The sequence below is a fragment of the Luteimonas sp. Soil_C_5 genome (assembly GCF_057656615.1).
Window position 1 is genome coordinate 298332 of the sequence record NZ_JBDGKA010000002.1, and the last position, 26128, is coordinate 324459.

The following is a 26128-nucleotide window of genomic DNA, read 5'->3' on the forward strand; positions in this document are numbered from 1 at the left end:
TGGAAGCCGCAGCCAGTCTTCCGCGTGCGCGCACAAAAAAAGCCCGGCACTAGGCCGGGCTTTTTCTTGAAACCGGACGCCAGATTAGTTCTGGACGTTCAGCTCGGTGCGGCGGTTGCGCGCACGGCCTTCCGGGTTGTCCGAACCGTCAGCATTGGTGTTCGGCGCGATCGGACGGCTTTCGCCATAACCGGTCGGACCCACCAGACGATCGGCGGTGACGCCATTGCTGGTCAGGTGGTCATAGACCGCCTGGGCACGACGCTCCGAGAGACGCTGGTTGTAGGCATCGGTACCGACGGAGTCGGTGTGACCGGCGACTTCAACGCGCAGCTCGGGATAACGACGCAGGATCTCGACGGCCTCGTTGAGGATGGCCACCGCGTCCGGACGCAGGGTCGCGCGATCGAAGTCGAAGTTGACGCCATTCAGATCGATCGTGATCGGAGCCGGCGGCGGCGGAGCCGGAGCAGGCGCCGGCGGCGGCGGCGGCGGAGCCGGCGGAGCCGGGGGTGCCGGCGGCGGACCCAGCGGGATCACGATGCCGACCGAAGCCATCACGTCACCGAAGTAGCTCTCTTCCATGTTGTGCGGGTAACCGGACCAATCGGGACCAGTCGACGCAGCAATGCTGCTGTCGTTGAAGTCGGCACGGTAGGCGACTTCCGCACGCACCGCGACGCGATTGGTGAAGGTCGACTGCAGACCGGCACCGACCTTGGCGGCAAAGTTGCCGTCCTTGTTCTTCTGCGGCGAATCCGGGGTGGTCACCGCGAACTCTTCTTCCGAGCGCTGGTAGCCGACGCCGAACAGCAGATAGGGGTTCCAGCTACGCTCTTCGTTGATGAAGTGGTAACGGAAATCCGCCGAGATGCCGTACTGGCTCCAGTTCAGATCGTTGTTCGCGCCTTCGACACTGCTGTCGAAGCCCGGGTTCTGATAGTTCAGCTCACCGTCGATCGACCAGTTGGGGCTGATGAACTTACCCATGCCCAGCGTGACGAACGGGGTGTCATCGGTGCGACGATCTTCAGCCTGGAAATTAAAACCGGCCGAGCTGGTCAGGTACCAGCGATCGTCGAACTCCTGGGCGCTGGCGGTATGCGCCAGTCCGAGGCCGCCGAGCAGAGCGGCGCAGAGGAGTTTCTTGTTCATGTTGTTCGAGCTCCTAGTTAAGGGGGAATGCGTCAGGGCATCGGATGAGGCGTCCACAACGCACGCCTTGGTACATAGCCTAAAGTCAGCAGCGTGAAGGCGTTGTTAACACTAAAGTAACGGTTGAAAGATTCCAATAGAACAACGTCTTGGCATTCATGCTGGCTTCGGGAAGCGCAGGAACTCTCAACGGCGCGGATTGTCCGCGGCCAGATGTGCGCGCCGCGTCAAGATCGGGCGCCTCGGATCATCACGGTGGCATATCGAATTGTTTATGCGCCCGATGCGGCGCCGCAACATTCGCGAAATTCCTGTAGGCGCGAAACGTTCAAACCATGTCGTGATTTCGTCAGCGGGCGTTGGCACGCGTCCACACGTTTATCCTAATGCGCGCGGTCCGATCGCGGGCCAACTCCCCTCGCATCAGAGAATTGTCGAATGAAAGCCGTTGCGCTGACCCATTACCTGCCCATCGACGACCCGAAGTCACTCCTCGATGTCGAACTCGAAGCCCCCACTCCGGGACCGCATGATCTGCGCGTCCGGGTGGAAGCGGTTTCGGTCAATCCGGTCGACACCAAAATACGCGCGCCGAAGCCGCAGGTGGAAGAAGCGCCCAGAATTCTCGGCTACGACGCCGCAGGCACGGTGGACGCGGTCGGTGACGCGGTCACGGGCTTCGTGGTCGGCGATACGGTTTATTACGCAGGCGACATCACCCGCCCCGGCAGCAACGCGCAGTTCCAGCTGGTGGATGCCCGGATCGCGTCGAAGAAGCCTGCCACGCTCGACTTCGCCCAGGCCGCGGCGCTGCCGCTGACCGCGCTGACGGCATGGGAGCTGTTGTTCGAACGGATGCCCTATTCGATCGACGGCGGCGGTACCGGCAAATCCCTGCTGGTCATCGCCGGCGCCGGCGGCGTCGGTTCGATCGCGATCCAGCTGGCGAAGCTGGCCGGCTTCACCGTCATCGCGACCGCGTCCCGCGAGGAAAGCGTGGCCTGGTGCCGCACGCTCGGCGCGGACCACGTCATCGATCACCGCGAAGACCTCGCGCCGCAGCTCAAGGCGCTCGGATTCGAGACCGTGGACGCCGCACTCAATCTCGCCGATACCGACCGCTACTGGACCGTGCTCGGCGAACTGCTGGCGCCGCAGGGGCATGTGGGTCTGATCGTGGAACCGTCCGGTGCGCTGAAGATCGGCGATCCCTACAAGTCGAAGTGCATCGGCATCCACTGGGAATTCATGTTCGCCCGCGCGCGCTTCAAGACGCCGGACATGGCCGAACAGGGCCGTATCCTCGCGCGCCTGGCCGAACTGATCGATGCAGGCCAGATTCGCGGCACCCTGACCGATACGCTCTCGCCGATCTCGGCCGCCACGCTGCGCGAAGCGCATCGTCGGCTGGAAAGTGGCAGCACCATCGGCAAGCTGGCCGTCAGCGGCTGGTGATCGATTCTGACCGGGCGCCCTTCGCGCCCGGTCAGCGCACCCGACTGTGACCGGCCATCGGCGACACGCTCATCGATCGACCGATGAATGCGCGGATCGCGCACGCGCTGTCGCCGGACGCCTCCCGCTGACAGCAGGCCGCCATATCCGGCGACCTCACCCACAGCGATCAATGCCCCGCCCGCCACCGGACGCGGCGACCGGCCTCAGGCCGCGTCCGCCGTCCGAACCCGCTTGAGAACCGCCACCGGATCGGCCCAGGTGTGTTGCGGCCGTCGCTTGCTCGTGGCCAGCACGAGATCCGAAGGCTCGAACACATTGATGTTGTGGGTGATCGGCGTGGTCAGGATGTACTGCGCATCGGTCGAGCGCAGGAAGCGGCCCACTTTCTCGATGTTGGCGACGTCGAGATGCGCGAACGGTTCGTCGATGAAGACGAAGCCGCCAGGCTGGTCCTCGTCGCGCAGCAGCGCCACCAGCAGCAGCAGCGACTTCATCACCTGCTGGCCGCCCGAGGCCTCGCCGTCGTCGAGTCCGATCCAGCCCTTGCGGTCGAAATCGAAGCGGACCGTGAGGCCCGCCTGCGCCAGGGCCACGTCGTCGTTGACGAGTTCCGACATCTCCGCCTCGACACCGATACCGGCGAGTTCGCCGAGCGCGACCAGATTGCGACGATAGCGTCGCACCGTGGCCCGCAACACATTGAGGTACGCACCGCGAGCCTCCTCGGTGATGCGCCGGGCGCGATGCAGGTGCGATTCGCGCTGGCCGATCGCCGATGCCATGCCGGCGTGGTCGGCCGCGAACTTGTCGCGCAGCGCGATACAGCCCGCGTCCTCGACGAAGCCGCCTGCGGCCAGACGCGCGTCCAGCCGCTCGAACTCGCGGCGGACCGCATTGGCACTTTCGAATTCCTCACGGGCTTCGCGCAGTACCGCAGCGGCCCGCCACGCGGGCGGCATCTGCGCGCGGCGACGCCGGAACTCGAGGATGCGCTGGACCAGCAGCTGCCGCTCCTGGGTCATCTGCCGCCCGGCCTGTTCGATCTCGTGCGCGAGGCCGCCGAGGCGCCCGGTGCGCTCGGCGGTCGCGATACTGTCGGCCTTGTCGCGCGCGATGGCAGCGGCCATCTCGGCGCGGGCGGCCTCCAGGGCACCCGCCGCCGCCTGCGCGGCATCTGCCAGCAACGGCAGCCGCTCGAGCGCATCGGCGAACTCCGCGGCGCGCGTGACCAGTTCCTGGCCGGCGTCGAGACCGAGCAGTCGGGCCTGGTCGGCGTCGAGACGGCGCCCCAGTTCGGCGAGTTCCGCTTCGCGGGCATGGCTGCGCTCGCGCAGCGCGACGTGTTCCGCCCGCAACGCATCCAGCCGCGCCTGCCGCGCGCCGACGCCGAAATGCTGTTGCCCGCCGCCGATGTGCCGGCCGCCGCGATGCTCGCGCAGGTAGCCCTTGGCGGTGATCCAGTCCTGTCCCTTCGACAGGGCCTGGCCGGCTTCGACATCCGCGACACGCTGGATGCGGTCGAGCTGGCGCGGCAGCCAGGCCGGTGGATCGGCCGAGAAATGCACGACTTCGAGCAGAGAACCGCGGGTCGCGCGTTCCACCGGTGCGCGGTCGGCGACCACGAAGTGCCGGTACTGCATCGACTCGCCCAGCGCCCAGGCACGGCGCGCGTCGCGCGGCGTGTCGAGCACGAGGAGATGGCGGTACGGGGCCAGCACGGCTTCCACCGCGACCGCCCACTGCGGATCGGCGATTTCGACCAGCTCCGTCAGCACGCGATGGCCGATCCCGGCCTGGTCCATTGCCGCACGGAAATCGCGCTCGAACGGTTCGACGAAACGTCCGCCGCCGCTCAGCGCAGCCAGTTGCGCGGTCAGTTCCCCATCGCGCTGACGATCGCGCTGCGCCTCGAACTTCAGCTCGGCCTGGCGCTGCCGGCCCTGTTCGATGCCGCGGCTGAGCGCGTCGACATCGACCGCGCCGCGCGTGGCCTGCAGGCCCGCCAGTTCGTCGTGGCGACGCACCAGCATTTCCGCGTCGCGCGCCTGGTCGCGGGCGCCGATGAAGGTGGACTCGGCGGTCTTCTGCTCTGCGAGCACCCGGGCGAGCGCCGTCTGCAAGGCGTCGCGCTGCGCAGCGGCAGCGCCGTCTTCCGCCTGCAGCCCCGACAGCGCGCGGCGACGTTCGTGCTGGGCGCGGCGCAGGCCGGTGAGCCGCGGACGCGCGCCGTCGATCGTCGCGCGCAGATCGGCAAGCTCGACCTTGGGTGCGACCTCGGTCTCCAGGCGCTGGCGCTCGCGGCGCAGCGCCTGGCCTTCATCGAACGAGCGCACATCGGCCTTCGCGCCTTCCAGCTTGAGGTGCAGCTCGTCGAGGCCGTGCTGCAGCTGGGCGATTTCCTTCTCGGTATCGAACTGTTCGGCGCGGGCGCGCTGGTAATCGTCCAGCACGGCCTTGTCCTCGAACACGTCGAAGACCAGCTGAAGCAGTTCCCGCGGCGACAGCTGGCACAGCTTGTCGGTCGCGCCCTGCTCCAGCGTGAGCACGCGGCAGATCGCACGGCTCAGGCCGGCGCCCGCGAGGCGCACGCGGTAGTCGCGCACGCCCAGCCATTCGCCGCCGGCATCAAGCGTCTCCACCGGCACGTCGCCGGCCACGATCTGGTAGTCGCGGCTCCAGTCGCCGCCGCGCTTGCGCACGCGGCATGCCAGCGTGACCTGCTCGTCCATGCACGGGAAGAACGCGCGCTTGCCGCGGCGGTCGACCGGATTGCTCACCACCGCGCGGAGCCACGCCACCGGCTTGCCGTTGTGGCGCAGATAGGTCTTGTAGTCGCGGGCCATCTCGCGGTCGTCGATCGCCAGCAGCGTGCGCAGCGCGTCGAGCAGCGTGGTCTTGCCGGAGCCGTTCGGGCCGACGACGGTGATGATCGAAGCGTCCAGCGGCAACGCGTAGCGCTGCCAGTAATCCCAGTGCACGACTTCAAGGCTGCGGAACTCAAACATCGTCGGTGTCTCCGTCCGCGTGGACCCGTGTCGTATCGCTTGCGTCGTGTGGCGTCGTGTCGTCGGGCTGCACGCTCCCGGTCTGTGCGCCTTCGGCGGGCGCGGCGCTGCGCGCCTCGGCGATGACGAAGGCCAGGGCGCCGTCCATCACCCGGCCGGCGATGCGCTCGTAATCGAACGCGAGGTCGAGCAGCGGCCCTTCCTGGATGCGTTCCTTGCGACGGACGATGAAGCCGTGCCGATTGAGTGTGCCCAGGCTCATCTGGATACGCTGCTTGCCGCCCAGCCGGTCGCCGTAGTCGGCCAGCAGCGTGCGTTCGTTGACCGGCTCCACCAGTTCGGCGCCAACCGGCACCGGCTTGAGCTCGGCGAACATCTGTTCCTGGTCCTGCTGGCGCTCCACGTCCTGCCGCGCGATCTGGCGCTGGCGCTTCGGCAGCACCAGCAGCGCCCACAGCACGACCAGCAGCGCGGTGGTGTCGCGGCTGAGCTGGAGGTTGCTGGCGGCCCAGGCATCGCCATGGCCGAACACGTCGGCTTCCTGCGCGCGCGCGATGCCCACCGCCACGTGGGACGCATAGGGATGCTCGAGCAGGCGCAGCCCGGCGGCCGCCAGCCGGCGATCGAGATCGTCGCGCGATTCGGCGTCGACCAGCACGCGGCGCACGGCGTGGTCGTCACGCGGCAACCAGCGTTCGGCCAGCAGACGTGCGATCAGAGAAGCGGTGGAATCACTCATGCGGTGGTGTCCGGAACACGGCGGCGGCGCGTGCGCGCACGCGTCGCCTGGGAAGGAGAAGACGGCGCATTGCCGTCGGACGGCGTCGCGGCCTGCGCGCCGCCGGCATCGGGATCGCCGCTTGCCGAGGCCGGTGCCTGCAACTGCACGAGGTCATCGGGCATATCGACGCCTTCGGGCAGCAGCACGCCCCGGCTCATGCTGTCGACACCTGCGCGGCCCACCGCCTCCAGCCCGGCGCCCACGCGCCAGCGCAGCGGCAGGCGCGAGAGTTCAGCGCCGACGCCGCTGCGCTGTTCGGACCCGGCATCGCCGATCAGTCCGAGCAGCGACAGCCGGTAGGCGCTCACCGCGAAGCCCGACTGCGGCACCCAGTCGGCGAGTGGCGCATGGGTGTCCAGCGCCACCAGCTGGGCCAGCCAGTCTTCGGCGGCGCGGTAATCCTGCGCAGCGGCCACGGGGGCCTGCAGATCCTCCGGCGCGTGACGCGCTGGCGGCAGCGTGGCGTCGTCGCGGTCGGCGCGTTCGCGCTCGACCAGTTCGTACTCGGCCACATCGAGCGCGATCGCCGCCAGCGCGAACGCCGGCTGCGGGGAGGTGCACAAGGTGCCGTCGGCCAGCGTCGCCAGCGCGCGCAGGTCCTGCCCGCGCAGATAGCGGTTGACGTCCGACGACGACAGCCCGCTCGCGCCCAGATGCACGCGGTGCCGGTCGAGCTGGTTGAGGGCGCGCTGGAACACCGAGGCCTGGCGCAGCAAGGCGCTCTGCGCGCGGCCGATCTGCTGGGCCACCCGATGGGTCGCGGTGTCGAGCTCGCCATCGGCGGCGATGGTCCGGATCAGTTCAGTCCCGGTCTCGACCCAGCGCCAGACCGACTGCAGCGTGTCCGCCGCCTGGCGGATGCGATGTTCCGAACCGCTGAGCACGGCCTGGTCGAAATCCTCGCGCAGCTCGTTGAGGCGCGACAGCAGATGCTGCAGGTCCGACGCGCCCACCCGCCCCACCGCCTGCCCGGCCGCCAGCTGCGCGGTCACGTAGGCCAGCTCGTCGCCCTCGGCGTTGAACTGCAGCAGCAGGCCCAGCGCCGACAGCGCCTGGCGACCGGCGGGACTGATCCGGTAGCGCTGCGCCTGCGCCTCCCACAGCAGCAGGCCGTTGTCGCGCAGCCGGTCGAGCACGGTGCCGAACTTGACGGCATCGAGGTAGGCGAAGTGTTCGCGCAGTTCCTGCGGGCTCCAATCCGGCGCCTGGCCGCGCTCGCCCAGCGTGCGCAGCACCAGCAGGCGGACCATCACGCTTTCCTCGCCGCCATGGAACAGCGTCGAAAACGCGCGGATCTGCCCGCGCGCCGCCAGCAGCGGGTGCAGGTCCGGCAGATCGGCAGCGTCGACACCGTCGCGCAGATAGTCCTGGAAGGGTCGGATGGCGGCCGTCCGTGGAAGCGGGGCGCCATGGTCCGCGCCCGCGCGGCGACTGACAACTCTTGACAGCGCGTGCCGTGGGCGTCGGGTCGCGGTTGCGGACCATCCGGTTTCGCGGCACGCTGCGCAGTCCATACGCCAGCGTATCCAGACCATGCCGCCAGCCCTGGGCCAGCCCGTCGACACCGCCGCCTATCCGCACCTGCTCGCCCCGCTCGATCTGGGCTTCACCACGCTGCGCAATCGCGTGCTGATGGGCTCGATGCACACCGGTCTCGAAGACCGGGCGGCGGACTTCCCGAAGCTTGCGGCCTATTTCGCCGAACGGGCCGAAGGCGGCGTCGGCCTGATCGTGACCGGCGGTTTCGCGCCCGACATCGCCGGCTGGCTCAAGCCCTTCGGCGGCAAGCTGTCGTGGCGCTGGGAAACGCGGCGCCATCGCCCGGTCACCGATGCGGTGCACGCGCACGGCGCGAAGATCTGCCTGCAACTGCTGCACGCCGGGCGCTACGGCTATCACCCCTTGCAGGTGGCCCCCAGCCGGATCAAGGCGCCGATCAATCCCTTCACGCCGCGGGCGCTGTCGGCACGTGGCGTCGAGAAAACCATCGATGCCTACGCCCGCGCCGCGAAGCTCGCGCGGGAGGCCGGCTACGACGGCGTCGAGATCATGGGCAGCGAGGGCTACCTCATCAACCAGTTCCTCAGCGCGCGCACCAATATCCGCAGCGATCGCTGGGGTGGCGACACCGCGCAGCGCATGCGCTTCGCGACCGAGATCGTGCGCCGCGTGCGCGAGGCCGCCGGCGACGATTTCATCCTGATCTACCGGCTGTCGATGCTGGAACTGGTGCCGGGCGGCTCGGCCTGGGACGACATCCTGCAGCAGGCCCGCGCCGTGGAAGCCGCCGGCGCGACGCTGATCAATACCGGCATCGGCTGGCACGAAGCGCGCGTGCCGACCATTTCGACCTCGGTCCCGCGCGCCGCCTTCGCCGGTGTCACCGCGAAGTTGCGGCCCCATGTGGGACTGCCGCTGATCGCGACCAACCGCATCAACATGCCCGATGTCGCCGAGCGCATCCTCAGCCGGGGCGATGCCGACATGGTGTCGATGGCGCGGCCGCTGCTGGCCGATCCGCAGTGGGTGGCCAAGGCGCGCGCCGGTACGCCCGAGCGCATCAATACCTGCATCGCCTGCAACCAGGCCTGCCTCGACCATGTGTTCGCGAACCGCACCGCGAGCTGCCTGGTCAATCCGCGCGCCTGCGCGGAAACCGAACTGAACTATTTCCCGGCCGCGACCGCACTGCGCGTCGCAGTGGTCGGCGCCGGCCCTGCTGGTCTGGCCTGCGCCACGGTGGCGGCGCAGCGCGGCCACCGGGTCACCCTATTCGATGCGGCGGAGGCGATCGGCGGCCAGTTCAACCTGGCCCGGCGCATTCCCGGCAAGGAAGAGTTCAACGAAACGCTGCGCTACTTCGGCCAGCGCACCGCCGAGACTGGGGTCGAATTGCGGCTGTCGACCCGCGTCGGCGCCGATGACCTATCGGACTTCGACGTCGTGGTGCTGGCGACGGGCGTCGTGCCGCGTGCGGTCGATTTCCCCGGCCACGACCATCCCAAGGTCGTCGGCTACATCGACGTGCTCGAAGGCCGCGTGGTGCCCGGTGCGCAGGTCGCGGTGATCGGCGCCGGCGGCATCGGCTTCGATGTCAGCGAGTTCCTGGTCGAACATGCCGGCGCCTCGCCCAGCCTCGATCCGGCCGCGTGGATGCGCGAATGGGGCGTCGACCCGGCCTTTGAACGCCCCGGCGGCCTGTCGCCGCCAGCGCCCACGGCGCCGGCGCGCGCGGTCTGGCTGCTGCAACGCAGTCCCGGCCGGCCGGGTGCCCGCCTCGGCAAGACCACCGGCTGGATCCACCGCGGCACGCTGAAGGCCAAGGGCGTGACGATGCTGGGCGGGGTCGAGTATCTGGGCGTCGACGATGCCGGGCTGCGGATCCGCGTGGACGGTGCGGAACAGCTGCTGCCGGTCGACCAGGTCGTCGTCTGCGCCGGCCAGGAGCCGCGCCGAGAGCTGTTCGATGCGCTGCAGACCGCGGGACGCGCCGTGCATCTGATCGGCGGCGCCGATGTCGCCGCCGAGCTGGATGCCAAGCGGGCAATCGACCAGGCCAGCCGACTCGCGGCCCGACTCTAGAAAATGTTGGCCCAAACTGAACGCGGATTCAGGTGAATGGGCGCTCCGCTTAGGGCGTCGGGCCGCGGCAGAGGCTGAACAGGGGGCATTCCGGCCCATTCCCAGCCACAGTTCCCGTCGGGGCACCAGTGCCCCCCATTCATGATTGATTCGGAAAACCGCCGATACCTTGCCGGCTCCTCGTCCCGCCCCCTGTTCGGTGGGACACCGGCCCGATCCGCCTTCTGCGGAATTCGGAGCCCGGGCGAAAGCAGGCCATAGAGTCGCCGCCCTCCCCAATACGCCATGCCGGTTTCATGCAGTGCACTGCGTTTCCTGAAAGGGAGCAGTGCATGCGCGCCGGCGCAACGCAGCAAGGAGCAACGATGAAACTTGAATGGGTGATGTGGCTGGCCTCCGTGCTGCCGCCCCCCGCCGCCGATTCGCTCTGTCTGAGCACGACGGTGTATCTGGAAGCCCGCGACCAGTCCGTCCGCGGGCAGGAAGCCGTCGCCGAGGTGGCCCTGCGCCGCCAGGAGAGCGGCCTGTGGGGCGAGTCGATGTGTGAAGTGGTCACCGCGCGCAAGCAGTTCGCGCCGACGATCCTGTCGCCCAACACCCGCCTGGCGAACACCAATGCCTGGACCCGCGCGGTCAGCGTGGCGCTAGAGTCCGAGCGCAACTGGTCGCTGCCGCCCGAGCAACGCCGCCAGGTGGTGCCCGGTGCCAGCCACTTCATGGCCCACGCGATCGCCGCGCCGGCCTGGCGCAGCGCGCACCAGGTGGCGACGATCGGCGACCACACCTTCCTGCGCGTGCAGTCGCTGCGCCCGGCGCGTCCGACGACCGCCAGCGAGCGCGGCTGATCCGCGCCGCGTCGCCGGCTTCCCCGGCCGCGACGCCCGGCGCATGATGGCGGCCCGTTTCAACGTTGGGACCGCCATGCGCATCCTCCATACCAAGCCCGGCGCCTGTTCGCTGGCCGACCACATCGTGCTGCAGTGGATCGGCGCGCCGTTCGAAGCGCGCGTCGTCGACGCGACGCAGATGAAGGAACCCGCGTTCCTCGCGCTCAATCCCGCCGGCGCGGTGCCGGTGCTGGTCGAAGGCGACTGGGTGCTGACCCAGAACGCCGCGATCCTCAACTATCTGGCCGACAGCCATCCCGATGCACAGCTTGGTGGCGACGGTTCGCCGCAGGGCCGCGCCGAGGTCAACCGCTGGCTCGCGCTGCTCAATGCCGATCTGCATCCGTCGTTCCACCCGCTGTTCGGCAGCACGAAGTACCTCGAAGACGCGGACGTTGTGGATCGCACGCGCAAGCACGCGATGCAGAAGATCCGCAGTCATTACGAACGTCTGGATGCGCAGCTCGCCGGCCGCGACTACCTCGCCGGCACGCGTTCGATCGCCGACCCGTATCTGTTCGTCACCCTGCAGTGGGCAAAGCGACTGAAGCTGGATCTCGGCGGTCTCAACCACCTGCACGCGTTCGATGCGCGCATGCTCGCCGATGAAGGCGTCCGTGCGGCGATGACGGCCGAAGGCCTGATCTGAGGCTCCGCAGACGCCGCCGCATTGCGGTGGCGTCCGCGCATTTCACGCAGCCGTGTCGAGTCCGGCTGCAGCACGGATCCCGGAGACCAGGCCCGCCGCGAAGCGGGCATCGCGCGCTTTCTTCAGCGCTGCCTCCAGCGTCGGCAGCAGCGCCGTCAGTGCAGCGGCATCGTCCGCACGTTCGATCTTGAGCTGGGTCAGATAGCCACCGACCAGTCCGAGATGCGCCCGCGTTGCATCGGTCATCAGCGCATAGAGAATCAGATGGCGCTGCGTATCGCGATCGCTGGGCAGCGGCGCGCTGTCATCGGCCGCTGGCGCTGCCGACCCGTCCGCGACCAGCCCCATCGCCTGGAGCTGCGCCAGCGCATCCTCCGGTGCATGGATCCGGCGCGCGATGGCGTCGAGTTCGTCGTGGCCGCGCCTGCCGTCCACGAGCAGCAACAGCGAACGCAGGCTGGTCGCCAGTCCGTGGTCGCGTGTCTCGATTTCCGCCCGTCCCGCGTCGGTCTTCGTGGGTATCGCACTCACCATCGCAGCGCCCCTCCCTGACGGCGAAGCCGTCCCCCGGGTGGACCCTTGCACGGGCCGGCGGACGGCGCCAGTCAGACGAAGGTCGAAACCGAGATGGCCGACACACTCGACGTGGCTGGCACGACGCGCGGACGTGCGTTATGTCCCGCGCTCGCGTTCCGCTCAGCCCAGCGTGTCGACAGGCACGCGGATCGCGCCGTCCATCAGCACGCGCGCCGAGCGCGACATGATCGCCTTGGCGACGGTCCATTGGCCGTTAACCTCCACCGCTTCCGCGCCGACGCGCAGGGTCCCCGACGGATGCCCGAAGCGCACCGAGCTGCGTGCGCCGCCGCCCGCGGCCAGATTCACCAGCGTGCCGGGAATCGCTGCCGCGGTGCCGATCGCGACTGCCGCCGTGCCCATCATCGCGTGGTGCAGCTTGCCCATCGACAGCGCGCGCACCAGCAGATCGATGTCGCCGGCCGCGATCGCCTTGCCGCTCGACACCACGTGATCGCGCGGCGACGCCACGAACGCGACCTTCGGCGTGTGCTGGCGCTTCGATGCCTCGGACACATCGCCGATCAACCCCATTCGTACCGCGCCGTGTGCGCGGATCGTCTCGAACATCGCGAGCGCTTTCGCGTCGCCGTTGATCGCGTCCTGCAGCTCGGTTCCGGTGTATCCGATCGAGGCGGCGTCGACGAAGATCGTCGGGATGCCGGCATTGATCAGCGTCGCGCGCAGCGTGCCGACGCCGGGCACTTCAAGATCGTCGACGAGCTGGCCGGTCGGGAACATCGCGCCGCCGCCGTCACCCTCGCCTTCGTCGGCGGGATCGACGAACTCCAGCACGATCTCCGCGGCCGGGAACGTCACGCCGTCGAGTTCGAAATCACCGGTTTCCTGCACCTGCCCGTCCGCGACCGGCACGTGCACGATGATCGTCTTGCCGATGTTCGCCTGCCAGACGCGCACTGCAACGGTGCCATCGCGAGGAATCCGCGCCGCGTCGATGAAGCCATTGGCGATCGCGAACGGACCGACCGCGGTGCTGAGGTTGCCGCAGTTGCCGCTCCAGTCGACGAACGCGCTTTCGATCGAGACCTGGCCGTAGAGATAGTCGACATCGTGATCCGGCACCGACGCGGGCCCGATAATCACGCACTTGCTGGTCGACGAGGTCGCACCGCCCATGCCGTCGGTGTGCTTGGCATAGGGATCGGGAGAGCCGATGACGCGCATCAGCAATGCGTCGCGCGCGGAACCGGGCACATGCGCGGCGGCGGGCAGGTCTTCGAGGCGGAAGAACACGCCTTTCGAAGTGCCACCGCGCATGTAGGTGGCGGGGATGCGGAGTTGGGGGCTGTAAGTCATGACGTTCGTTCGCTCTGTTTCGGCTTGTCTCCCCTCTCCCCTTGCGGGAGAGGGGTTGGGGGAGAGGGGTGCTTCCCGCAACGCGTTCCAGATCGCTTCGAACACCAACTCGGGACGCTGGAGGATGTCGTCATTCCAGAAGCGCAGTACCTTGAAGCCCTGCTCTTTCAACCATGCGTCGCGAACTGCGTCTTTCGGCGATTCAACGTGCTGGCCGCCATCTGCTTCGACGATCACACGTGCACCGAAGTGCACGAAGTCGACGACGTAAGGACCGATTGGCTGCTGGCGGCGGAACTTCTGTCCATCTAAGCGGTGGGCGCGGAGATGACGCCAGAGCACGTGCTCGGCGTCGGTCATGTTTCGACGCAGGTGTCTGGCGAATGTGCGTTGATCCATTCCCCTCTCCCCAACCCCTCTCCCGCAAGGGGAGAGGGGCTTTCGGTCATGCGGCTTTGGACGACTCCAGAAAATCCTGCGCAAACCGCTGCAACACACCACCCGCCTCGTAGATCGAAACCTCTTCCGCAGTATCGAGACGACAGATCACCGGCACCGACAGCTGCGTGCCGTCCTGGCGATGGATCATCAGTGTCAGCATCGCGCGCGGAGTGCGGTCGCCGGTGACGTCGAAGGTTTCGGTGCCGTCGATGCCGAGCGTCAGGCGGGTCACGCCGGGTTTGAACTCCAGCGGCAGCACACCCATGCCGATCAGGTTGGTGCGGTGGATACGCTCGAAGCCTTCGGCGACGATCGCTTCCACGCCCGCCAGACGCACGCCCTTGGCCGCCCAGTCACGCGAGCTGCCCTGGCCGTAGTCGGCGCCAGCGATGATCACCAGGGGCTGCTTGCGGTCCATGTAGGTCTCGATCGCCTCCCACATGCGCACGACCTGGCCTTCCGGCTCGATGCGCGCCAGCGAGCCCTGACGCACGGTGCCGTCGACGATCGCCATTTCGTTGACGAGCTTCGGATTGGCGAACGTGGCGCGCTGCGCGGTCAGATGGTCGCCGCGGTGGGTCGCGTAGGAATTGAAGTCCTCTTCCGGCACGCCCATTTTCGCGAGGTATTCGCCGGCCGCACTGTCGGCCATGATCGCGTTCGACGGCGACAGGTGATCGGTGGTGATGTTGTCGCCGAGCACCGCGAGCGGACGCATGCCGGTGAGCGTACGCGCGCCGGCCAGCGCACCTTCCCAGTACGGCGGACGGCGGATGTAGGTGCTCATCTCGCGCCAGTCGTACAGCGGCGCGACGCGCTCGCCAGTATCGACGTGCAGCTTGAACATCGGGCCATACACGGCGCGGAACTGTTCCGGCTTGACGCTGACCTTGACCACCGCGTCGATCTCCTCGTCCGACGGCCAGAGGTCCTTGAGTGTCACCGCATTGCCGTCGTGGTCGATGCCGAGCACGTCCTTCTCGATGTCGAAGCGCACGGTGCCGGCGATCGCGTACGCAATCACCAGCGGCGGCGACGCGAGGAAGGCCTGCTTCGCGTAGGGATGAATGCGTCCGTCGAAATTGCGGTTCCCGCTGAGCACGGCGGTCGCGTACAGGTCGCGGTCGATGATCTCCTGCTGGATCGCCGGATCCAGCGCGCCGCTCATGCCGTTGCAGGTGGTGCAGGCGAACGCAACGATGCCGAAACCGAGCTGCTCGAGATCCGGCAGCAGACCGCTTTCTTCGAGATACAGCTGCACGGCCTTGGAACCGGGCGCCAGCGAGCTCTTGACCCAGGGCTTGCGCGTGAGGCCGCGCGCATTCGCGTTGCGCGCCAGCAGCGCGGCGGCGATGACGTTGCGGGGATTCGAGGTATTCGTGCAGCTGGTGATCGCGGCGATGATCACCGCGCCATCGGGCATCGTGCCGTCGGTCGGCATCTCCCACGCGCCGGCGATGCCGCTGGCGGCGAGATCGCTGGTCGCCACGCGCTTGTGCGGGTTCGACGGGCCGGCCATGTTGCGCACCACGGTCGACAGGTCGAAATGCAGCGTGCGCACGTACTCGGCGCTTGCCAGCGAATCGGCCCACAGGCCGGCGGCCTTGGCGTAGGTTTCGACCAGCGCGACCTGCGTGTCTTCGCGGCCGGTGAGGCGCAGATAGTCGAGCGTGTTGTCGTCGATGAAGAACATCGCCGCTGTCGCGCCGTACTCGGGCGCCATGTTGGAGATCGTCGCGCGATCGCCGACCGACAGCGCGGCCGCGCCGGGGCCGCGGAACTCCAGATACGCACCGACGACCTTCGACTTGCGCAGGAATTCGGTCAGTGCCAGCACGACATCGGTGGCGGTGATGCCCGGACCGGGACGGCCTGCCAGTTCGACGCCGACGATCTCCGGCGTGCGCATCCACGACGCGCGGCCGAGCATGACGTTCTCGGCTTCGAGTCCGCCGACGCCGATCGCGATCACACCCAGCGCATCGACGTGCGGCGTGTGGCTGTCGGTGCCGACGCAGGTGTCCGGGAATGCGATACCGTCCTGCACGTAGACCACCGGCGACATCTTCTCCAGATTGATCTGGTGCATGATCCCGTTGCCCGGCGGAATCACCTCGACGTTGTGGAACGCGAGCTTGGTCCAGTCGATAAAGTGGAAACGGTCGGCATTCCGGCGGTCTTCGATCGTGCGGTTCTTCGCGAAGGCGTCCGGATCGTAGCCACCGCATTCCACTGCCAGCGAATGGTCCACGATCAGCTGTACCGGCACGACCGGATTAACCTTCGCCGGGTCGCCGCCCTGGTCGGCGATCGCATCACGCAGACCAGCGAGATCCACCAGCGCGGTCTGGCCGAGGATGTCGTGACAGACCACGCGCGCCGGATACCACGGAAAGTCGATGTCCTGCCGCAGTTCGATCAGCTGCCGCAGCGCGTCGTCGAGCTGCGCGGGCTCGCAGCGCCGCACCAGATTCTCGGCGTGCACACGTGCGGTGTAGGACATGCGGTCATACGCGCCGGGCGCGAGCGCGTCGACGGCCGCGCGCGCGTCGAACCAGTCGAGCTTGGTGCCGGGAAGGAGTTTGCGGTGCTGGCTGTTCATGGCTGGCTTCAACAATTCGAAAGGAGCGGAAACGCAAGGTCCCCGCGCATGCGGGGACCGGTGCAGTGCGGCGTTACTTGCGTTCTGCGATCGGCACGAACGCCTGGTCTTCAGGACCGGTGTACTGCGCGCTGGGACGGATGATCTTGCCGTCGATGCGCTGCTCGATGACGTGCGCACTCCAGCCGGCGGTGCGGGCGATCACGAACAGCGGCGTGAACATCGCCGTCGGCACGCCCATCATGTGGTAGCTCACCGCGCTGAACCAGTCGAGGTTCGGGAACATCTTCTTGATGTCCCACATCACCGTCTCCAGGCGCTCGGCGATGTCGTACATCTTGCGGCTGCCGGCTTCGTCGGACAGTTCCTTCGAGACCTGCTTGATCACTTCGTTGCGCGGATCGCTGACGGTGTAGACCGGATGGCCGAAACCGATGATCACTTCCTTCTTCTCCACGCGCGCCTTGATGTCGGCTTCCGCTTCGTCGGGCGTGTCGTAGCGCTTCTGCACTTCGAACGCGACTTCGTTCGCGCCGCCGTGCTTGGGGCCGCGCAGCGCGCCGATGCCGCCGGTGATCGCGCTGTGCATGTCGCTGCCGGTGCCGGCGATGACGCGGCAGGCGAAGGTCGAGGCGTTGAACTCGTGCTCCGCGTACAGGATCAGCGAGGTGTGCATCGCCTTGACCCAGGACTCGCGCGGTTCGTGGCCGTGGAGCAGATGCAGGAAGTGCCCGCCGATCGAATCGTCATCGGTCTCGACGTCGATCGCGCGACCGTTGTGGCTCCAGTGGTACCAGTACAGCAGCATCGAACCGAGCGACGCCATCAGCTTGTCGGCGATGTCGCGCGCGCCCGGATGGTTGTGGTCGTCCTTCTCCGGCTGCACGCAGCCGAGCACCGACACGCCGGTGCGCATGACGTCCATCGGATGCGCCGACGGCGGCAGTTCCTCGAGCGCGGCCTTGACTGCCGCCGGAATGCCGCGCAGCGACTTCAGCTTGGCCTTGTAGCCGCGCAGTTCCGCTTCGGTCGGCAGCTTGCCGTGGACCAGCAGATAGGCGATCTCCTCGAACTCGCTGGTGCGCGCGAGATCGAGAATGTCGTAGCCGCGGTAGTGCAGATCGTTGCCGCTGCGGCCGACGGTGCACAGCGCGGTGTTGCCGGCGGCCGTGCCGCTCAGCGCGACGGACTTCTTCGGCTTGAAGCCGGGGGCGGTGGTGGCGGTGTCGCTCATCTGGAATCTCCGTTGGATGCCCCGTGGGCACGGAAGGAAAGATCGGAAATCGGTTACTGCTTGTTCGATGCGAACAGCGCGTCGAGGCGCTGCTCGAACGCGTGATAGCCGATGCGTTCGTAGAGTTCCTCGCGGGTCTGCATCGTGTCGACGACGGCCTGCTGCGAACCGTCGCGGCGCACTGCGGCGTAAACATTCTCGGCTGCCTTGTTCGCGGCGCGGAATGCCGACAGCGGGAACAGCTGGATGGCGACGCCGGCCGACGCCAGCTCGTCGCGCGTGAACAGCGGCGTGGCACCGAACTCGGTGATGTTGGCCAGCACCGGCACCTTCACGGCATCGACGAAGCGGCGGTAGGTGTCGAGGTCATAGGCGGCCTCGGCGAAGATGCCGTCGGCGCCGGCTTCCACGCAGGCGATGGCGCGTTCGATCGCGGCGTCGACCCCGTCGACCTGGATCGCATCGGTGCGCGCGATCAGGAAGAAGTCCGGATCGGTCTTCGCATCGGCCGCGGCCTTGACCCGGTCGACCATCTCGCCCTGCGACACGATTTCCTTGCCCGGACGATGGCCACAACGCTTGGCGCCGACCTGATCCTCGATATGGCACGCCGCGGCGCCGGCCTTGATCAGCGACTTCACGGTGCGCTCGATGTTGAACGCGCTCGCGCCGAAGCCGGTGTCGATGTCGACCAGCAGCGGTAGATCGCAGACGTCGGTGATGCGGCGCACGTCGATCAGCACGTCCTCGAGCGTGTTGATGCCCAGATCCGGCAGACCCAGCGAGCCCGCGGCGACGCCGCCGCCAGACAGATAGATCGCTTGGAAGCCGGCGCGCTGGGCCAGCAGCGCGTGGTTGGCGTTGATGGCGCCGATCACCTGCAGTGGCGATTCGGCGGCGAGCGCGGCGCGGAATTTCGCGCCTGCGGAAAGCGTGGTCATCGATGCGACTCCGGGACTGCGGTGTACCGCGATGGCGTGCAATCTGGCACCATCCGAATGGTTGATCAATCTTGATCGAATCAATCAATACATCGGGATTCACTGTGAATGCGAACGATGGCGACCTGATGTCCGCCGCCGAGGCCTGCGCCGCGCTCGGCATCAGCACCGCAACGCTCTACGCCTACGTCAGCCGCGGGCTGCTGGAATCGCGCCCCGGCGCCGACCATCGCAGCCGCGTCTACCTGCGCCAGGACATCGAACGCCTGACCCAGCGCAAGCGCGCAGGCCGGGGCGCGGCCCGCGGTGCGGCGCAGAGTCTCGATCGCGGCCTGCCGGTGATGGAGACGCGGATCTCGCTGATCCGGCCCGACAGTCCGTACTACCGCGGGCGTTCCGCGGTCGCGATGGTCCGCAGCGGCGCCACGCTCGAAGACACCGCGCGGCTGTTGTGGGATTGCGGCGATACGGATCCTTTCGACGTCGCGACCGGCGACTGGCCCGCGCGCGTCGTCGCGATCGCGGGCGATGCCAGCCTGCCGCCGATCGAACGCGCGATGGCGGCGATCCCGCTGCTCGCGCCGGATCTGCGGCATTCGCTGAGCGCCGCGCCCGCGGCGAAGCGTGGCGTCGCGGCGACATTGCTGCGCCAGAACGCGGCGCTGCTGGTCGCCGGCACGCCGGATGCGCGCCCCGTCCACGTGCTGCTCGCCGATGCATGGCGCCCCGGCGACGCGGCGTTCGCCGATCTCGTGCGCGCGGCGCTGGCGCTGTGCGCGGACCACGAACTCAACGTGTCAGCCTTCGCCGCGCGCGTGGTCGCGTCCACCGGCGCACATCTGCATGCGACGGTCTGCGCAGGACTCGCCGCGTTGTCGGGCCCACGCCATGGCGGCGCGACCGCGCGCGCGCATGCGCTGATCCGCGAGGCCTGCGATGCGCCCTCGCCCGCTGCCTTCGTCGCCGAGCGCTGGCAACGCGGCGACGACCTGCCCGGCTTCCATCACGTGTTGTATCCCGACGGCGACCCGCGGGCCGCCGAAGTGCTGGCGATGCTGCGTGCACGCCACGCGGGTGATGCACGCATGCAGCAGGTCGAAGCGGTGCTCAACTCCGCGGCCGAGACCAGCGGCCGCCATCCCAACATCGACGGCATGCTCGCGGCGATCTGTTTCGTGCATGGCCTGCCCGCCACGCCGGCGCTGTGCATGTTCGCGGCCGGCCGGCTCGCCGGTTGGCTGGCGCACGCGCTGGAGCAGCAGGAACTCGGCATGCTGATCCGCCCGCGCGCGCGTTACACCGGGGTTGCGCCGGCGGACTGAAGGCTCAGCCCGCGTCCGCGCCCCGCGCCAGCACACGGCGCACTTCCTCCAGCGCATTCGGATCATCGAGCGTCGACAGATCGCCCGGATCACGTGATTCAGCGAGCGCCTGCAAGGACCGCCGCAGCAACTTGCCCGAGCGCGTTTTCGGCAGCGCGTTCACCACGTAGACCCGCGCCGGCCGCGCGACGGCGCCGAGTTGATCGGCGACGGTGCGCATCATCTCGCCGGCGGTCGCGTGCTGCGCGTCCGCATTCGCCGATGCCTGCTTGAGCGTCACGAACACGATCGGCACCTGCCCCTTGAGCTCGTCGGCGACGCCGATCACCGCGGCCTCGGCGACGGCCGGATGGCTCGACACCGATTCCTCGATTTCGCGTGTGCCGAGTCGATGGCCGGCGACGTTGATGACATCGTCGGTGCGACCGAGGATGAAGGTGTAGCCGTCCTCGTCCTGGATCGCCCAGTCCAGCGAGCTGTAGAGCAGTTCGTTGAAGTGCGAGAAGTAGCTCGACAGGAAGCGCGCATCGTCGTTCCACACCGTGGTCATGCAGCCCGGCGGCAGCGGCGGCTGGATCACCAGCACGCCCTTGGTGCCGGGGGGCACGCGTTCGCCGGTCGCTTCGTCGATCACGCGCAGGTCGTAGCCCGGCGTCGGCAGACCTGGCGAACCGAACTTCACCGGCTTGAGTTCGACGCCGGGCATCAGCGCCAGCACCGGCCAGCCGGTTTCGGTCTGCCAGTAGTTGTCGATGATCGTCGTGCCGCCGAGGCCGGTGCTGATCCAGCTCGCGGTGGGCTCGTCGAGCGGTTCGCCGGCAAGGAACAGGTATTCGAGTTTCGACAGGTCGTACTCGGTCAGGAACTTCGCATCCTGCTTCTTCAGCACGCGGATCGCGGTCGGCGAGGAGAACATCGTGCGCACGCCGTAGTCGGCGCAGATCTTCCACCAGATACCGCCGTCCGGACTGAAGGGCAGGCCTTCGTAGAGGATCACCGTCGCGCCTGCGATCAGCGGGCCGTAGACGTTGTAGGAATGTCCCACCGCCCAGCCCACGTCGGACGTTGTGAACATCACCTGCCCCGGGCGGATGTCGTAGATCGACCACATCGACAGCGCCATCGCCACCGCGTACCCGCCGACATCGCGCTGCACGCCCTTGGGCTTGCCGGTGGTGCCGGAGGTGTAGAGCAGATAGCTGGGCTCGTTGGATTCCAGCCACTCCACCGGCACATCGGTGCCGGCGTGCTGCGCGCGGATCGTCGCGTAATCGACGTCGCGCCCTTCGACGCGCGCGTAGCCGGGATCGAGGCCGCGATCGACGATCAGCACGTGCGGCGGCGGGGATTGCGCCTCCGCGCATGCGGCGTCGACCAATGGCTTGTACGGAATGACCTTGCCGCCGCGACTGCCGGCATCGGCCGCGATCAACAGCGCAGGCTTCGCATCGTCGATGCGCAGCGCGAGGTTGTGCGCGGCGAAGCCGCCGAACACCACCGAGTGCACCGCGCCGATGCGCGCACAGGCCAGCATCGCGAACGCGGCCTCGGCCATGTTCGGCATGTAGATGACGACGCGATCGCCGCGGCCGACGCCGAGCGCTTTCAGCACGGCCGCGAAATCGTTGACCTCGCGATACAGCTGCGCGTAGCTGATCTCGCGCGTCTCGTTCGTTTCGGTCGAGATCGCAACGAGCGCGAGCTGGTCGCCACGCGCCTCGAGATGCCGGTCGACGGCGTTGAAACACAGATTGGTCTCGCCGCCGACGAACCATTTGCGGAACGGCGGATTCGAATAGTCGAGGATGCGCTCGGGCGCCTTGTGCCAGTGGATCGCCTGCGCCTGTTCGCCCCAGAACCCTTCGGGATCTTCGATGGAGCGGCGGTGGAAGTCCTCGTAGCCCATGTCGACCCTCCCGGTTGCGAATCCGGCAGGCTAGTCCGCAAGCGGCAAGGATGCGTTACGACAATGGTCTACACCGCCGGAAATCCACGCGCGCGCCTACGAAAAAGCCGGGCACATGGCCCGGCTTCATTTTCATGCGATCTTTCAGCGGATCGCGCGCCCGGCCCGCGCAAGCAGCGCGGGCGTTCGCGAAGCCTGCGGACCGGTGGTCCGCAAGCAGTCTTCGCTTACCCCAGCAGATGCGCCACGCCGCTGCGCTCTTCCTCGAGCTCGGCCAGCGTCTTGTCGATGGCCTTCTGGCTGAAGTCGTCCACTTCGATGTCCTTGACCAGCGTGTACTCGCCGTTCTGCGTGGTCACCGCGAAGCCGAAGATCACGCCTTCGGGAATGCCGTAGCTGCCGTCGGACGGCACGCCCATCGTCACCCACTTGCCGTTGCTGCCCAGCACCCAGTCGTGGATGTGGTCGATCGCGGCATTGGCGGCCGACGCGGCCGAGGACAGGCCACGCGCTTCGATGATCGCCGCGCCGCGCTTGCCGACCTGCGGGATGAACGTGTTGGCGTTCCAGTCCGCGTCGTTGACCTTGTCCTTGAGGTTGACGCCGTTCGCGGTCGCGAAGCGGTAGTCCGGGTACATGGTCGGGCTGTGGTTGCCCCACACGATCAGGCCCTCGATGTCGCCCACGGCCACGTCGGCCTTGGTCGCCAGCTGGCTCAGCGCGCGGTTGTGGTCGAGGCGCAGCATCGCAGTGAAGTTGCGCGGGTTGAGATCCGGCGCCGACTTCATGGCGATGTAGGCATTGGTGTTGGCCGGGTTGCCGACCACCAGCACCTTGACGTCACGCGAGGCGACCTTGTTCAGCGCCGCGCCCTGCGCGGTGAAGATCTTGGCGTTCTCGAGCAGCAGATCCTTGCGCTCCATGCCCGGGCCGCGCGGACGCGCGCCGACCAGCAGGGCGATGTCGGCGTCCTTGAACGCGACTTCCGGATCGTCGGTGCCGACGACATCGGCCAGCAGCGGGAACGCGCAATCCTCGAGCTCCATGATCACGCCCTTCAGCGCGGCCTGTGCCTTGTCGATCGGCAGTTCGAGCAGCTGCAGGATCACCGGCTGGTCCTTGCCCAGCATTTCGCCAGAGGCGATCCGGAACAGCAGCGCATAGCCGATCTGGCCGGCAGCGCCGGTCACGGCAACACGGACGGGCTTCTTCATCGTCAATCCTCTCGTTCGTTCAAACGGTCACGTGGGTGGGAAGCATCCGGTCGGCGGGGGCCGGCCGGTCAGGTCAGCTCCGCGAAGAATTCGCGGATGCGGGCCAGCCCGGGCGCGAGCTGCGCTTCGGGACAGGTGTAGCTGATGCGCAACGCGCGCGGCTCGCCGAACGCCGAGCCCGGCACACAGGCCACGCCCTTGGTTTCGAGCAGCGCATTGCACAGGTCGACGTCGTTTTCGATGCGCAGGTCGCCGTGCGACTTGCCGAATGCGACGCTGATGTCGGGAAACACGTAGAACGCGCCGGCGGGCTTCGGGCAGACCACGCCCGGAATCTCCGCCAGCGCCGCCATCACCACGTCGCGGCGCGCCTGGAATTCGGCGCACTTCGCCGTCGGCACGTCCTGCGGGCCGGACAGCGCGGCGACCGCGGCAGCGGTCACGACTTCCGGCACGTTAGTGATGTGGTTGGAGTTCATCGTCGCGAAGGCTTTCGCGACGTTCTCAGGGCCGGCCAGCAGGCCGACGCGCCAGCCCGGCATGCCGTAGGTCTTGGACAGCGAATCGACGAAGATGGTGCGCTCGCGCAGTTCCGGGCGCGCCTGCACGACGTTGTGGTAGCCGATACCGTCGAAGACCATCCGGTTGTAGATGTCGTCGGTGACGATCCACGTGTCGGGATGGCGCACCAGCACGTCGGCCAGCGCGGCGATCTCGCCCTGCGTGTAGACCATGCCGGTCGGGTTCGACGGATTGTTGAACAGGAAGACCTTGGGCTTGCGCGCCAGCGCGGCATCGAGCTGCGCCGGGGTCAGCTTGTAGTCCTGTTCGGGCGGACACGGCAGCAGCTGGATGTCGGCGCCGACGATCTCGGCGATGTCCAGATACGTCGTCCAGTACGGCGTGGCGAACGCGAAGCCGTCGCCTTCGTCGAGCAGCACTTCGGCCAGCGTGTAGAGGATGTGCTTGGCGCCGATGCCGCTGGCGCAATGCGCGCGGGTGTAGCCCGGCAGGCCGATGCGATCGAGATGACCGATGAACGCGTCGAGCAGCGCATCGCTGCCGCGGTTGCTGCCGTACTGTCCGCTGTCGCGCTCAAGCGCCTCGCGCGCGGCCGCATACACATGCGGACCGGGCAGGAAATTCGGCACGCCGATCGAGAAGCTGATGATGTCCCGGCCTTCGGCCTTCAGGCGCTTCGCCTTCTCGGCGACCTGCATGATGGCGCTGGGCTTGGCGCGAGCGGTCCGCGCGGCGAGCTGGGGCATCGGGGGCATCTCTTCGTGGAGCGTCGGGAATGCGGCGGAAGCGCTGATTTTCGGCGGCAGATGGTACCACGCAGCCCTGTGGCGACTGCCGGCACGGAGGTCGTGCAGCGCGCGGATTCAGAGGTAATCGAGCACGTCGCCGAGGTCGCAGTTCTCGTCGAAATAGGTCTGCCATTGCGCGTAGGCGTCGCGCAGGCACTCGGGTGTTTTGCAGGCATCGAGCTGCTGGACGACCGCGGCCGCGGTGCGGTCGCCATCGGGATACCGCGCCGACAGTTCGACCAGCTGCGTGCGCAGGCCGCGATCGAGTTCCGCGAACTCGCTCTGGCTGCAGGCCAGCGTCGCCCGCAGGCTCCCGGCCGTTGCATCGCCGCCACATGCAACCGCCTCGGGGAGCACTACGCTCTGACGGACTTCCAGCACGATCTCCTGCCGGTCGCGATCGGTCAGCCGGCGCACGAAACCCAGCGTCTCGGTCTGTCCCTGCGCCCAGGTGACGCGCAGGTGGAAGCCCTCACCGGACGCCGTGTCCTGCACTTTGCGCAGAGTCACCGTCTCGTCGGGGCCGTTCTCACGGGTGATGTGGAAGGCCAGGGTCTGGTTGTCGAGATCGACATCCTCGACCGTGCCTGCGAGCCAGCTGCCGTCGCGCAGGATGCGCAGGCCGCCGACGCTCTGCCATTCGATCGCATAGATCGTTTCGGCATCGTCGCCGCCGGAAACCCCGGTGCTCCAGATGCCTTCGAGGCTGCGCTCGAAGTCCTCCATGGACGCGGCCTCGTCCGTCGATGGCTCCGATGTCTCCGAAGAGGCGAGCTCCGCATCGTCGTCAGGCGGGGACTGGCCGCTGCACGCGGTCAAGGCGCCGAGACCGAGCGCCAGCAGGAAGGCGTATGCCCCGTGGATTGCCATCTTCGATTCCTTGTACGCGTCCGGTTCCGTGCGGAAAGATCTCGTGGCCGCGCGCGAATTCAGGACCTGTGCTGCATTGCAGTCAGCGACCTCTCGCGCCGTCATCCCGGCGAAAGCCGGAATCCAGCGACTTCAGGCCCCGCCGGCACTGCAACGTCACTGGATTCCGGCTTTTGCCGGAATGAAGGGGGACGGAGACCGATCCCGCCAGCCTGCAGCGTCCCGACCGCGACACCAGCCAGTCCGCCCGTCTGCTCCAACGCTTTCCCTGTCAGCTGCGGACAGGCGCCCAGCGAGCCTGCAGTCAGCCCTCGAGCCCGAGGTCCCGAAACGAAACAGGCCGGCGATTGCCGGCCTGTCGTTCGATCACGCTGCGAGCGTCTTGTTCCACTCCGCGACCCGGTCGGCCTTGGCCGCCAGCACCGCTTCGGTGTCGCCCACGATCTTGATCGACTTGATCGCGTCGCCCTGCTTCACGGCGTCGACCACGTCCAGGCCTTCGGTGACCTTGCCGAACACGGTGTGCTTGCCGTCCAGCCAGTCGGTCTTGATGTGGGTGATGAAGAACTGGCTGCCGTTGGTGTTCGGGCCCGCGTTCGCCATCGACAGCACGCCCCGGTCGTGCTTGACGCCGTTGTCGGTCTCGTCCTCGAACCGGTAGCCCGGACCGCCACGGCCGGAGCCTTCCGGACAGCCGCCCTGGACCATGAAGTCGGCGATGACGCGGTGGAAGCTCAGGCCGTCGTAGAAGCCGCGCTGGGCCAGATTGACGAAGTTGGCGACGGTCAGCGGCGCCTTGTCGGCGTACAGCTCGACATTGATCTGGCCACGGTCGGTATCGAATACGGCGTTCAGGGACATGATGAATCCTGCGTTGG

The 26128-nt window shown here is 67.8% G+C and carries 20 protein-coding genes and 1 pseudogene; 6 read left to right on the forward strand and 15 right to left on the reverse strand.

The genetic code is table 11. The features are described 5' to 3' along the window. Positions 1-84 precede the first annotated feature (84 nt). A complete protein-coding gene (locus tag AC3A5K_RS05790) occupies positions 85-1155 on the reverse strand; it encodes an OmpA family protein (protein ID WP_487616571.1) in 1071 nt (356 codons plus the stop codon). A 438-nt stretch (positions 1156-1593) separates the two neighbouring features. On the opposite strand from AC3A5K_RS05790, the gene AC3A5K_RS05795 reads away from it, so the two are divergent. After that, positions 1594-2610: a zinc-binding alcohol dehydrogenase family protein gene (locus AC3A5K_RS05795; RefSeq protein ID WP_487616572.1), complete on the forward strand. Its 1017-nt coding sequence runs from the start codon at positions 1594-1596 to the stop codon at positions 2608-2610. Between the two features lie 206 nt (positions 2611-2816). Here AC3A5K_RS05795 and AC3A5K_RS05800 read toward each other — a convergent pair whose 3' ends face one another. From AC3A5K_RS05800 to AC3A5K_RS05810, 3 genes are read right to left on the reverse strand one after another with little or no spacing between them, the layout of a single operon-like run. Beyond that, the gene (locus AC3A5K_RS05800) at positions 2817-5618 is read right to left on the reverse strand and encodes an AAA family ATPase (protein WP_487616573.1); all 2802 of its coding nucleotides are present in this window, start codon (positions 5616-5618) and stop codon (positions 2817-2819) included. After that, positions 5611-6357, reverse strand: a complete 747-nt coding sequence (locus tag AC3A5K_RS05805) for a hypothetical protein (protein ID WP_487616574.1) — start codon at positions 6355-6357, stop codon at positions 5611-5613. Before AC3A5K_RS05805 ends, AC3A5K_RS05800 begins: the two co-directional genes overlap by 8 nt. Beyond that, positions 6354-7649, reverse strand: a complete 1296-nt coding sequence (locus AC3A5K_RS05810; RefSeq protein ID WP_487616575.1) for a hypothetical protein — start codon at positions 7647-7649, stop codon at positions 6354-6356. The genes AC3A5K_RS05805 and AC3A5K_RS05810 overlap by 4 nt, the downstream gene beginning before the upstream one ends. Positions 7650-7667: 18 nt before the next feature. Between AC3A5K_RS05810 and AC3A5K_RS05815 the strand changes: the two genes are divergently transcribed. The 4 genes from AC3A5K_RS05815 (at position 7668) to AC3A5K_RS05830 (ending at position 11517) form a co-directional block, all read left to right on the forward strand. Further along, positions 7668-7844, forward strand: coding sequence for a hypothetical protein (locus AC3A5K_RS05815; protein WP_487616576.1), 177 nt, complete (start codon positions 7668-7670; stop codon positions 7842-7844). Positions 7845-7932: 88 nt separating this feature from the next. Beyond that, positions 7933-9981 carry an oxidoreductase gene (locus AC3A5K_RS05820; protein WP_487616577.1) on the forward strand — a complete coding sequence of 683 codons (2049 nt, stop codon included), beginning with the start codon at positions 7933-7935 and terminating at the stop codon, positions 9979-9981. A 365-nt stretch (positions 9982-10346) separates the two neighbouring features. Further along, positions 10347-10826 carry a cell wall hydrolase gene (locus AC3A5K_RS05825; RefSeq protein ID WP_487616578.1) on the forward strand — a complete coding sequence of 160 codons (480 nt, stop codon included), beginning with the start codon at positions 10347-10349 and terminating at the stop codon, positions 10824-10826. Between the two features lie 76 nt (positions 10827-10902). Next, positions 10903-11517 carry a glutathione S-transferase family protein gene (locus AC3A5K_RS05830; protein WP_487616579.1) on the forward strand — a complete coding sequence of 205 codons (615 nt, stop codon included), beginning with the start codon at positions 10903-10905 and terminating at the stop codon, positions 11515-11517. A 42-nt stretch (positions 11518-11559) separates the two neighbouring features. Here the strand turns inward: AC3A5K_RS05830 and AC3A5K_RS05835 are convergent, their stop codons facing one another. The 6 genes and pseudogenes from AC3A5K_RS05835 to prpB form a co-directional block, all read right to left on the reverse strand. Beyond that, positions 11560-12051 (reverse strand): hypothetical protein, encoded by a 492-nt coding sequence (locus AC3A5K_RS05835; protein ID WP_487616580.1) that lies wholly within the window; start codon positions 12049-12051, stop codon positions 11560-11562. 162 nt (positions 12052-12213) lie between these two features. After that, positions 12214-13410, reverse strand: coding sequence for a 2-methylaconitate cis-trans isomerase PrpF (prpF, locus tag AC3A5K_RS05840; protein ID WP_487617061.1), 1197 nt, complete (start codon positions 13408-13410; stop codon positions 12214-12216). A 90-nt stretch (positions 13411-13500) separates the two neighbouring features. Continuing rightward, positions 13501-13809 (reverse strand): annotated as a pseudogene (locus AC3A5K_RS05845) (endonuclease domain-containing protein); the annotation flags it as partial. Positions 13810-13855: 46 nt separating this feature from the next. Further along, on the reverse strand, positions 13856-16453 hold the full coding sequence (gene acnD, locus AC3A5K_RS05850) for a Fe/S-dependent 2-methylisocitrate dehydratase AcnD (RefSeq protein WP_487616581.1): 2598 nt from the start codon (positions 16451-16453) through the stop codon (positions 13856-13858). A 73-nt stretch (positions 16454-16526) separates the two neighbouring features. Next, complete coding sequence (gene prpC / locus AC3A5K_RS05855; protein ID WP_487616582.1) at positions 16527-17687, reverse strand: bifunctional 2-methylcitrate synthase/citrate synthase; 1161 nt, start codon at positions 17685-17687, stop codon at positions 16527-16529. Between the two features lie 53 nt (positions 17688-17740). Further along, positions 17741-18628 (reverse strand): methylisocitrate lyase, encoded by an 888-nt coding sequence (gene prpB, locus AC3A5K_RS05860; RefSeq protein ID WP_487616583.1) that lies wholly within the window; start codon positions 18626-18628, stop codon positions 17741-17743. A 104-nt stretch (positions 18629-18732) separates the two neighbouring features. Here prpB and AC3A5K_RS05865 point away from each other — a divergent pair, with 104 nt between their 5' ends. After that, positions 18733-19950, forward strand: coding sequence for a citrate synthase family protein (locus tag AC3A5K_RS05865; protein ID WP_487616584.1), 1218 nt, complete (start codon positions 18733-18735; stop codon positions 19948-19950). Between the two features lie 4 nt (positions 19951-19954). On the opposite strand, the gene prpE is transcribed toward AC3A5K_RS05865, so the two are convergent. The 5 genes from prpE to AC3A5K_RS05890 all read right to left on the reverse strand — a co-directional run bounded on the left by prpE (position 19955) and on the right by AC3A5K_RS05890 (position 26111). Continuing rightward, positions 19955-21856 (reverse strand): propionate--CoA ligase, encoded by a 1902-nt coding sequence (gene prpE / locus AC3A5K_RS05870; RefSeq protein ID WP_487616585.1) that lies wholly within the window; start codon positions 21854-21856, stop codon positions 19955-19957. 227 nt (positions 21857-22083) lie between these two features. Continuing rightward, positions 22084-23070 (reverse strand): malate dehydrogenase, encoded by a 987-nt coding sequence (locus tag AC3A5K_RS05875; protein WP_487616586.1) that lies wholly within the window; start codon positions 23068-23070, stop codon positions 22084-22086. Positions 23071-23138: 68 nt separating this feature from the next. Beyond that, positions 23139-24338 (reverse strand): aminotransferase class I/II-fold pyridoxal phosphate-dependent enzyme, encoded by a 1200-nt coding sequence (locus tag AC3A5K_RS05880; RefSeq protein WP_487616587.1) that lies wholly within the window; start codon positions 24336-24338, stop codon positions 23139-23141. Between the two features lie 117 nt (positions 24339-24455). Further along, complete coding sequence (locus AC3A5K_RS05885; protein ID WP_487616588.1) at positions 24456-25250, reverse strand: hypothetical protein; 795 nt, start codon at positions 25248-25250, stop codon at positions 24456-24458. A gap of 366 nt (positions 25251-25616) precedes the next feature. Then, positions 25617-26111, reverse strand: a complete 495-nt coding sequence (locus tag AC3A5K_RS05890; protein WP_487616589.1) for a peptidylprolyl isomerase — start codon at positions 26109-26111, stop codon at positions 25617-25619. Positions 26112-26128: the final 17 nt, after the last annotated feature.